9 protein-coding genes are annotated in these 9,384 nt (G+C 71.9%); 5 read left to right on the top strand and 4 right to left on the bottom strand.

The features are described from left to right. Positions 1-129: 129 nt before the first annotated feature. On the top strand, positions 130-1,428 hold the full coding sequence (locus tag ACFWFI_RS11710) for a DUF6986 family protein (RefSeq protein ID WP_387388084.1): 1,299 nt from the start codon (positions 130-132) through the stop codon (positions 1,426-1,428). Between the two features lie 4 nt (positions 1,429-1,432). Here the strand turns inward: ACFWFI_RS11710 and ACFWFI_RS11705 are convergent, their stop codons facing one another. After that, positions 1,433-2,461 (bottom strand): LacI family DNA-binding transcriptional regulator, encoded by a 1,029-nt coding sequence (locus ACFWFI_RS11705; RefSeq protein ID WP_387388082.1) that lies wholly within the window; start codon positions 2,459-2,461, stop codon positions 1,433-1,435. 183 nt (positions 2,462-2,644) lie between these two features. On the opposite strand from ACFWFI_RS11705, the gene ACFWFI_RS11700 reads away from it, so the two are divergent. Continuing rightward, on the top strand, positions 2,645-3,613 hold the full coding sequence (locus tag ACFWFI_RS11700) for an ROK family protein (RefSeq protein ID WP_387388081.1): 969 nt from the start codon (positions 2,645-2,647) through the stop codon (positions 3,611-3,613). Here the strand turns inward: ACFWFI_RS11700 and ACFWFI_RS11695 are convergent, their stop codons facing one another. Next, the gene (locus ACFWFI_RS11695; protein WP_387388080.1) at positions 3,614-3,811 is read right to left on the bottom strand and encodes a hypothetical protein; all 198 of its coding nucleotides are present in this window, start codon (positions 3,809-3,811) and stop codon (positions 3,614-3,616) included. It abuts the gene before it with no gap. 195 nt (positions 3,812-4,006) lie between these two features. On the opposite strand from ACFWFI_RS11695, the gene ACFWFI_RS11690 reads away from it, so the two are divergent. Beyond that, positions 4,007-5,050 (top strand): NUDIX hydrolase, encoded by a 1,044-nt coding sequence (locus ACFWFI_RS11690; RefSeq protein WP_387388078.1) that lies wholly within the window; start codon positions 4,007-4,009, stop codon positions 5,048-5,050. 177 nt (positions 5,051-5,227) lie between these two features. Here ACFWFI_RS11690 and ACFWFI_RS11685 read toward each other — a convergent pair whose 3' ends face one another. Next, the gene (locus tag ACFWFI_RS11685) at positions 5,228-6,592 is read right to left on the bottom strand and encodes a dipeptidase (RefSeq protein WP_387388076.1); all 1,365 of its coding nucleotides are present in this window, start codon (positions 6,590-6,592) and stop codon (positions 5,228-5,230) included. Between the two features lie 195 nt (positions 6,593-6,787). On the opposite strand from ACFWFI_RS11685, the gene ACFWFI_RS11680 reads away from it, so the two are divergent. Continuing rightward, positions 6,788-8,053: a geranylgeranyl reductase family protein gene (locus tag ACFWFI_RS11680; RefSeq protein ID WP_387388075.1), complete on the top strand. Its 1,266-nt coding sequence runs from the start codon at positions 6,788-6,790 to the stop codon at positions 8,051-8,053. On the opposite strand, the gene ACFWFI_RS11675 is transcribed toward ACFWFI_RS11680, so the two are convergent. After that, positions 8,037-8,492, bottom strand: a complete 456-nt coding sequence (locus ACFWFI_RS11675) for a nitroreductase family deazaflavin-dependent oxidoreductase (RefSeq protein WP_387388074.1) — start codon at positions 8,490-8,492, stop codon at positions 8,037-8,039. The genes ACFWFI_RS11680 and ACFWFI_RS11675 overlap by 17 nt on opposite strands. Before the next feature lie 126 nt (positions 8,493-8,618). Here ACFWFI_RS11675 and ACFWFI_RS11670 point away from each other — a divergent pair, with 126 nt between their 5' ends. After that, a complete protein-coding gene (locus tag ACFWFI_RS11670; protein WP_387388073.1) occupies positions 8,619-9,347 on the top strand; it encodes a TetR/AcrR family transcriptional regulator in 729 nt (242 codons plus the stop codon). Positions 9,348-9,384: the final 37 nt, after the last annotated feature.

Raw genomic sequence — 9,384 nt, 5'->3', positions numbered from 1 at the left:
GTGTTCACACCGCGCGGCCCCGGGCTGTTTCCGATCACCATTGACGCAGGGACTGGGAGGCTTATAACTTCACTATGCGGATGAAAGATTCCGGGAAGCGGAAATACTGAATACGTGGAGGGTACGGTCATGGGTCAGCAGGAGAAGGTGGCAACGAGCCTCGCCGGCACGGTCGGTGAGGAGATCAGCGCCTCCCTCACGTCGGTGGACGCCGAACTCGCCCGCCGCTACCCGGGGGACCCCGGCACGCGCCAGCCCGTCCACACCGTCTACGTGCCCGCCGACAGCTTCACCCCCACCACCCTCCGCACCTGGGGCGGCCAGGCGCTGGCGGCGCTCGACGAGCACGCCCCCGACGCCGCCGCTCTCGCCTCTGCCCTCGGGATCCCGCAGGAACTCGCGGAGCCCGTCCACGACCGTGTACGCGCCAAGCTGGAGCGCGAGCCTGTCGAGGACCTGCGCATCGACTTCGAGGACGGCTACGGGCCGCGCCCCGACGCCGAGGAGGACGAGGCCGCCGCCCGCGCGGCGCGGCTGGTCGCCGAGGCGTACGCCGACGGGACCGCGGCTCCGTACATGGGCATCCGGATGAAGTGCATGGAAGCCGCCGTGCGCGACCGGGGCATCCGCACCACGGACATCTTCCTCACCGGCCTCATGCGGGCCGGAGGCCTCCCCGAGGGGCTCGTCCTGACGCTGCCCAAGGTGACGTACCCCGAACAGGTCACCGCCTTCGTGCGGCTGCTCGAGGCCTTCGAGGAGGCCCACGGTCTGGCCTCCGGGCGCCTCGGGTTCGAGATCCAGATCGAGACCAGCCAGTCCATCCTGGCGGCGGACGGCACCGCCGCCGTGGCCCGCATGATCGACGCCGCCCGGGGCCGGGCGACCGGTCTGCACTACGGGACCTTCGACTACAGCGCCTGCGTCGGCGTCAGCCCCGCCTACCAGTCCAGCGACCACCCCGCGGCCGACCACGCCAAGGCGGTCATGCAGGTCGCCGCCGCGGGCACCGGCGTGCGGGTCTGCGACGGCTCCACCAACGTGCTGCCCGTCGGCCCCACCGAGCAGGTCCACGACGCGTGGCGCCTGCACTACGGTCTCACCCGCCGCGCCCTCGCCCGCGCCTACTACCAGGGCTGGGACATGCACCCGGGCCATCTGCCCACCCGCTACGCCGCCGTCTACACCTTCTACCGCGAGGGCCTCGGCCAGGCCGCGTCCCGGCTCGCGGCCTACGTGGCCAAGGCCGGCGGAGACGTCATGGACGAGCCCGCAACCGCCAAGGCGCTCAGCGGATATCTGCTCAGGGGTATCGACTGCGGTGCCCTGGACACCCCGGAGGTCGAGGCCCTCACCGGTCTGACCCGCGAGGACCTCGACGCGTTCGCCTCGCCCCGCCGCGGCGGGCTGACCGTGACGGCGCCGTAAGCCGTCACTCGGGCGGGAGTTCTCCCGAGCCGCGCGCGATGAGCCGGGTCGGGAGCTCCACCCTCGCAGGGGCGTGAGCGGCGCCGTCGAGGCGGCGGAACAGATGTTCCGCCGCCGTACGGCCGACCGCCGCGGCGTCCTGCGAGATCACCGTGATGCCGAGCAGGTCGGCCAGCTCGATGTCGTCGAAGCCGACCAGGGCGATCCGGCGGTCGCACTCGGCGAGGACGCGGACGGCGGTGACCGTCACCCGGTTGTTGCCCGCGAAGAGCGCGGTCACCGGTTCGGGGCCGGTCAGCATGGCCTCGGCGGCGGCCCTGACCCGGGCGGGGTCGGTCGGGCCGAGGGAGACCCAGGCGTCCTCGACGGCGATCCCGGCGTCGGCCATGGCCGCGTGGTACCCGCGCAGGCGTTCCGTCGCGGTGTGGATGCGCGGCTGGTCGCCGATGAAGCCGATCCTGCGGTGGCCGTGCGCGACCAGGTGGGCGACGCCTGCGCGGGCTCCGCCGAAGCTGTCCGAGAGGACCATGTCCGCGTCGACCCGGCCCGCCGGACGGTCGACGAACACAGTGGCGATGCCCGCCTTCATCTCGGGCTCCAGATAGCGGTGGTCGTCCCCGGCCGGGATCACGATGAGGCCGTCCACCCGGCGGGCACAGAGCGCGAGTACGAGTTCCTGCTCGCGCTCCGGGTCCTCGGCGCTGGAGCCGTTGATCAGCAGCGCGCCGTGGGCGCGGGCCACTTCCTCCACGGCGCGGCTCAGCGGGCCGTAGAAGGGATCCGCGAGGTCCTCCAGGACGAGGCCGATGGACGCGGTGCGGCCTTTGCGCAGGACGCGCGCGCTGTCGTTGCGGCGGAACCCAAGTGCCTCGATGGCTTCCTGGACGCGGCGCTCGGTGTCGGGGGTGACTCCGGGCTCGCTGTTCACCACGCGTGAGACCGTCTTGAGGCCTACTCCGGCACGGGCTGCCACATCCTTCATGGTCGGCCTGTTGCCGTAGCGGGACTCGGAATGGCGGGCGGTCTCGGCCACGGTGCGCTGTCCTGTCGTCGGGAACGGGTGATTCCGGCCCTCGACGGCGGTGCCGGGGAGGGCCGGATGCTGTGGCGTCGAGCATAGGCCCTGGACAACGTTGTCAAGAGAATGGAGACTGGGTGGACCATCTGACTGAAGTCGCAGGTCCTGCGCCTCACCCCCTCCGGAGAGTCCACACCGATGCATACCGACCTCGTCGCCGCGCTCGACATCGGCGGTACAAAGATCGCCGGGGCGTTGGTGGACGGCGGCGGATCCCTTCTCGCGCGGGCGCAGCGCCCGACGCCGGCCCGCGAGGGCGCCGAGGCCGTGATGGGCGCGGTGAGCGACGTCCTGGCGGAGCTGACGGCCTCTCCGCTGTGGCATCGGGTGCGTGCGGTCGGCATCGGCAGCGCGGGACCAGTGGACGCCTCGGCCGGCACGGTCAGCCCGGTCAACGTCCCGGGCTGGCGCGGCTTTCCGCTGGTGGACCGGGTTGCCGCGGCGACCGGCGGGCTGCCGGTCACACTCGTCGGTGACGGGGTCGCGATGACGGCGGCCGAGCATTGGCTCGGCGCCGCGCGTGGTTATGACAACGCGCTGTGCCTGGTCGTGTCCACCGGCGTCGGAGGTGGCCTCGTGCTCGGAGGAAAGCTGCACCCGGGCCCCTCGGGAAACGCCGGTCACATCGGTCACATCAGCGTCGACCTGGACGGCGACCCCTGCCCCTGCGGCGCGCGCGGCTGTGTGGAACGCATCGCCAGCGGGCCCAACATCGCCCGGCGGGCCCTGGAAAACGGCTGGCTCCCCGGCCCGGACGGCGATGCGACGGCCGCCGCGGTGGCCGCCGCCGCCCGCGCGGGAGACCCCGTCGCGGCCGCCTCCTTCGAGCGGGCCGCCCAGGCGCTCGCCGCCGGGATCGCCGCAACCGCCACCCTGGCCGACATCGACATCGCCGTGATCGGAGGAGGAGTGGCCGGTGCGGGCGAGGTGCTCTTCGCGCCGCTGCGCAGGTCACTGCGCGACTACGCCACGCTCTCCTTCGTCCAGGGCCTCACCGTGACCTCCGCGGTGATGGGTACGGATGCCGGCCTGGTCGGTGCGGCGGCCGCGGCCTCGACGGTCCGTCCCGGCGCCTCGAACGGCGTGCGGGCGGTGGCCGCCCCGTAGTCAGGCCCCGGACCTCCGGGTCAGCGGCCCCCTGTCCGTCGGCTGCTGGGGCACCACCACCAGGAAGGCGTCCAGCTCCAGGTCCATCACGACCTCGGCAGCCATGCCCTCACCGCGGCGGGCCGCCGCGAACTCCTCCGCGGGACGGCTTCCCCGCGGCCCTCCGGCTGGAAAACGCTCAAGTACCGTGCGGCGCACCGCGTACCCCCTCGTCGTTCCGGTGACTGCCTGATCCAACGACGTCCGACCGCTCCTCGTTACGGCAGCGCGCCCGCCCGGACCTGTGCGGTGGAGCGCCCCGGCGGCCGCGCCGGATCAACCGCATGACCCCTGCGGGTTTCCGGAGCCGGGTGTTGCGGGCAAGCCACAGGGGGCTACGGAAGAGGGGGACCCGTGATCGTCTGGATCAACGGTGCGTTCAGTGCGGGCAAAACCAGCGCCGCGTGCGAACTGATCGATCTGATCCCGAACAGCACCTTCTACGACCCCGAACTGATCGGCGGGGGGCTGCGCCGGCTACTGCCTCAGAAGAAGCTCGCCGAAGTGACCGACTTCCAGGACCTGCCGATCTGGCGGCGCCTGGTGGTCGACACGGCCGCCGCGCTTCTCGCCGAGCTCTCCGGGGTGCTGGTGGTGCCGATGACACTGCTGAGACAGGACTACCGCGACGAGATCTTCGGCGGGCTCGCCTCCCGGCGCATACCGGTGCGCCATGTACTGCTCTCACCTGAGGAAACGATCCTGCGGAGGCGGATCGCCGAGCGTGAGGAATTCGCCGACGATCCCGAGCACAGCGAGCGGATCCGGCAGTGGGCGTACGAGCACATCGAGCCCTACCGGGCGGCGCTCGGGTGGATCACCGCGGACGCACACACGATCGACACCAGCGCCCTCACCCCGTACGAGACGGCCGAGCGGATCGCCGAAGCGCTCCGCACGGGTGAGGCCAGGGAATGCGGGATAGTCCAGACCCCCGAGCCGCGGGCGGAGACCGTCGCGTCCGGGGTGCTGCTCTTCGACGAGCAGGACCGGGTGCTGCTGGTCGACCCCACCTACAAGCCCGGCTGGGAGTTCCCCGGCGGGGTCGTCGAGCCGGGGGAGGCCCCTGCACAGGCCGGGATACGGGAGGTCGCCGAGGAGATAGGGCTCCGCCTGGACACGGTGCCGAAGCTCCTGGTGGTCGACTGGGAGGCGCCGAAGCCACCCGCTTACGGCGGACTGCGCTTCCTGTTCGACGGCGGCCGTCTGCGTGGTGAGGAGGCCGCACAGCTGCTGTTGCCGGGTTCGGAACTGCGCGGCTGGCGGTTCGTCACCGAGGAGGAGGCGGCCGGCATGCTCCCTCCGACGCGCTTCGAGCGGCTCCGTTGGGCACTGCGCGCCCGCGAGCGGTCCACCGTGCTGAATCTGGAGGCCGGGGTGCCCGTGGGCGGCCGGTAGCCTCCTGCGGGCCGCCGTTCACCGTGCGGCGGCCCGCGGAACGGCCGAGACCGCGCACGCCGTCCTCGACTGCGGCCGCCGCGTGCAGATCGCCTACGGACGCCGGGCCGCCCGTCGCCCGGAAGAACGCTCCGGGCGACTTCGCCGGGCGCGTAATCCAGGGGCCCGTACGCGCCCTCAGCCCTTCTTGGACTCCGCGTAGTTCCGCAGGAACAGCGCCTCGGCGACCGAGAGCCGCTCGAGCTCCTCGGGGGACACGCTCTCGTTCACGGCGTGGATCTGGGCCTCGGGCTCGCTCAGCCCGATGAGCAGGATCTCCGCCTGCGGGTACAGGGCGGCCAGGGTGTTGCACAGCGGGATGGAGCCGCCCATGCCGGAGGCCTGCATCTCCTCGCCCGGGTAGGCGAGCCGCATTGCCTCGGCCATCGACGTGTAGGCGGGGCTGGTGATGTCGGCGCGGAACGGCTGTCCCTGGCCGACCTGTTCGACGGAGACCCGCGCACCCCAGGGGGCGTGGGACTCGAGGTGGGCGGTCAGCAGCTTCGTGGCCTCGGCGGCGTCCTGGCCCGGCGGCACCCGCAGGCTGACCTGTGCCCGGGCGCTCGCCTGCAGCGACGGGGTGGCTCCGACCACCGGCGGGCAGTCGATGCCGATGACGGTGACCGCGGGCCGCGCCCAGATGCGGTCGGCGACCGTCCCCGTGCCGATCAGCCCCACGCCGTCGAGCACCTTGGCGTCCGCGCGGAACTCGCCCTCCGCGTACTGCAGTCCGTCCCACTCCGCGTCGGTCGTGAGCCCGTCGACCGTCGTCGTGCCGTCCTCGGCCCGCAGGGAGGCCAGCAGCTGGATCATCGCGGCCAGAGCGTCCGGTGCCGCGCCGCCGAACTGCCCCGAGTGCAGGTTCCCCTCGAGGGTGTCCAGCCGCACCCGCAGCATGGTCATACCCCGCAGCGTGGCGGTGACGGTGGGCAGCCCGACACGGAAGTTGCCGGTGTCACCGATGACGATCGTGTCGGCGGCCAGGAGCTCCGGGTGCGCCTCGGCGTACTGTTCGAGACCGCCCGTGCCCTGCTCCTCCGAGCCCTCCGCGATCACCTTGACGGAGACCGGGACGCCGCCGTTCGCCTTGAGGGCGCGCAGCGCGAGCAGGTGCATGATGAAGCCGCCCTTGCAGTCCGCGGCACCCCGGCCGAACCAGCGGCCGTCGCGCTCGGTCAGCTCGAACGGCGGGGACAGCCAGGCGGACTCGTCGAGCGGGGGCTGCACGTCGTAGTGCGCGTAGAGGAGCACCGTGGGCGCGCCGGCCGGGCCTGGAAGGTAGCCGTACACCGACTGCGTTCCGTCGGGAGTGTCGAGCAGGGCGACGTCCTGGAAGTCCTCTGCACGCAGCGCGTCCGCGACCCAGCCGGCCGCCGCCTCGCACTCGCTCCTGGGGAACTGCGCGGGGTCCGCCACCGACCGGAAGGCCACCAGCTCGGCGAGCTCCGCCTTCGCGCGGGGCATCAGCGAGGCAACGGTCTCGGAAATCGGACGGGCGGTCATGGGCACGCTCCTCGTGGGTGCGACGTTAGGACTATGGCGCGCTGTGTACGCGGCCGGGGGGCGACGCCGTGGATGCGGCGTTGCGTGTACAACGAATTCAAGGCTGATCCTCCCACAGCGGAGTTCGGCCGCGGCGCGCCGTAGGATGCCGTGAGCAGTTGGGGCCACTGGTCGGATCGGGAGCAGAAGCACATCGTGAGCAGCGAGAACGCAGACGCCGGACGTGAGCCGGATGAGTCGTCGTCGGTACCGCAGGAGTCCTCGGTCTGGGACGTCGTCGTGGTCGGCGCGGGCCCGGCCGGAGCATCCGCGGCGTATGCGGCGGCCGTCGCAGGCCGCCGGGTGCTGTTGCTGGAGAAGGCGGAGATCCCCCGCTACAAGACATGCGGTGGCGGAATCATCGGGTTCTCGCGGGATTCCCTGCCCCCCGGATTCGAACTGCCCCTGAAGGACCGGATCCACGCGGTCACCTTCTCGCTCAACGGGAAGCTGGCGCGCACCCGCAAGTCCAAGCGCATGCTCTTCGGGCTGATCAACCGGCCGGAGTTCGACGCCGGTCTGGTGGAGGAGGCCCAGAAGGCGGGCGCCGAGCTGCGTACGGGTGCAGCGGTGACGCGGGTCGAGCAGCACGGCACCGCCGTGCCCGACCGGCGCACGGTCGCCGTGGTGCTGGCCGGCGGTGAGACGGTGCTCGCACGCGCCGTCGTCGGCGCGGACGGGAGCGCGGGCCGCATAGGGGCTCATGTCGGCGTGAAGCTCGACCAGGTGGACCTCGGACTCGAGGCGGAGATCCCCGTTCCGGAGACGGTCGCCGAGGACTGGGCCGGCCGGGTGCTCATCGACTGGGGACCGATGCCCGGGAGTTACGGCTGGGTCTTCCCCAAGGGGGACACACTGACCGTCGGTGTGATCTCGGCACGCGGCGACGGTGCGGGGACCAAGCGGTATCTGGAGGACTTCGTAGGCCGGCTGGGCCTTGCCGGGTTCGAGCCGACGATCTCCTCCGGCCATCTGACCCGGTGCCGCAGCGACGACTCGCCGCTCTCCCGCGGACGTGTGGTGGTCTGCGGCGACGCGGCAGGGCTGCTGGAGCCCTGGACCAGGGAGGGCATCTCCTTCGCCCTGCGGTCCGGACGGCTCGCGGGTGAATGGGCGGTGCGGATCGCGGAGTCGCACGACGCGGTCGACGCCCGACGGCAGGCGCTCAACTACGCGTTCGCGATCAAGGCGGGGCTGGGTGTGGAGATGAGCGTCGGACGCCGCATGCTCAGGCTCTTCGAGCGGCGCCCCGGGCTGCTGCACGCGGTTCTGACGGGTTTCCGTCCTGCTTGGAACGCGTTCGCGGGAATCACCCGGGGGACGACGTCACTGGCCGAGCTGGTCCGCTCACATCCGCTGGCCCAGCGGGCGCTGCATGCGATGGACCGTCAGGGGTCGGACAGGATCAGCTCCCGACCGTGATCCGGAAGACGGGGTGGTCGGGGCACGCGGCCAGGAGCTCGGCGTCGGTCGACTTCACCGTGACGCCCTGGAAGTACTGATCGACCTCCCAGCCCCAGCGCTTCAGGTAGGCGCGGAGGATCCGTACCTTCTGCTGGTCGTCCGCGATCTCCACGGCGGTGAACGCGCGGACCTTCCTGCCCACCTTCAGTTCTCCGCCTCCGGCCACGCGCATGTTGCGCACCCACTGGGAGTGGCCGCGGGCGGAGACCAGGTACTGGACGCCGTCGTGGCGGTGCGGGTTCACGGGGATGCGCTGCATCCGCCCGCTCTTGCGGCCACGCACCGACATCTCGGCGGAGCCGAGGAGACTGACGCCATGGCGTGCGAGCCAGCCGACGACGCTGTTCATCCGCTGTGCGAAGGCGCCGGCCTGGAGGTAGTACGGCTGCTGCGACATGGTGACTCCCACCGTTGAGAGAGCGGTGCTCTCGCTTGAGAGCAGTGTGCACGAGTGCGGTGCTCGAAAGCAAGAGCACTGCTCTCTTTCGTGTGCGGTGCTCCAGTCGCGTGGCAGACTGATGCCATGAGCACCATTCGAGGAGCCAGGGAACGCGCCCGCGTCGAAGTCACCGCGGCGATCAAGGACGAGGCCAGGAAGCAGCTCGCGGCGGAAGGCGCCGCGAAACTCTCCCTGCGCGCCGTGGCCCGCGAGCTCGGCATGGTGTCCTCCGCGCTCTACCGCTACTTCCCCAGCCGCGACGACCTGCTGACGGCTCTCATCGTCGACGCCTACGACGCGGTGGGCGAAGCCGCGGAGGCGGCCCGGGCGAAAGCCGGTGGCTCGGCGGGCCCCCACCCCGCCCGCTGGGTGGCGGTGGCCTGCGCGGTACGGGACTGGGCTCTCTCCCACCCCCATGAGTACGCGCTGATCTACGGCTCGCCCGTCCCCGGTTACACCGCTCCGCTGGACACCGTCGGCCCTGCCTCCCGTGTGGGGCAGGTACTCATCGGTCTCGTACGCGACGCCCACCTCGCCGACGGTCTCGCCGTCCCTCCGCTGACCGCCGAACTGCGCCCCGAGGCCGCGCGCATGGCCGCCGACCTGGCCGCCGACCTTCCGCCGGCCGTCGTGGTGGCCCTGGTTTCCGCGTGGGCTCAGCTCTTCGGGCTTGTCTCCTTCGAGCTCTTCGGCCAGTTCAACCGGGTCGTCGAGGCGCGTGGACAGTTCTTCCGGCACGCTGTCCACGAGCTCGGGCGCTCGGTGGGCCTGCTGGACGGCCGGCCCGCCGGGGGCGGCGGCGCCGGGGTCTGACGCAAGGCGGGGAGGCGTCGGGGCGTCTCTGCGCGGC

This window comes from Streptomyces sp. NPDC060209, from assembly GCF_042728155.1.
Classification (GTDB): domain Bacteria; phylum Actinomycetota; class Actinomycetes; order Streptomycetales; family Streptomycetaceae; genus Streptomyces.
This window is presented reverse-complemented; position numbering and strand designations above follow the sequence as displayed.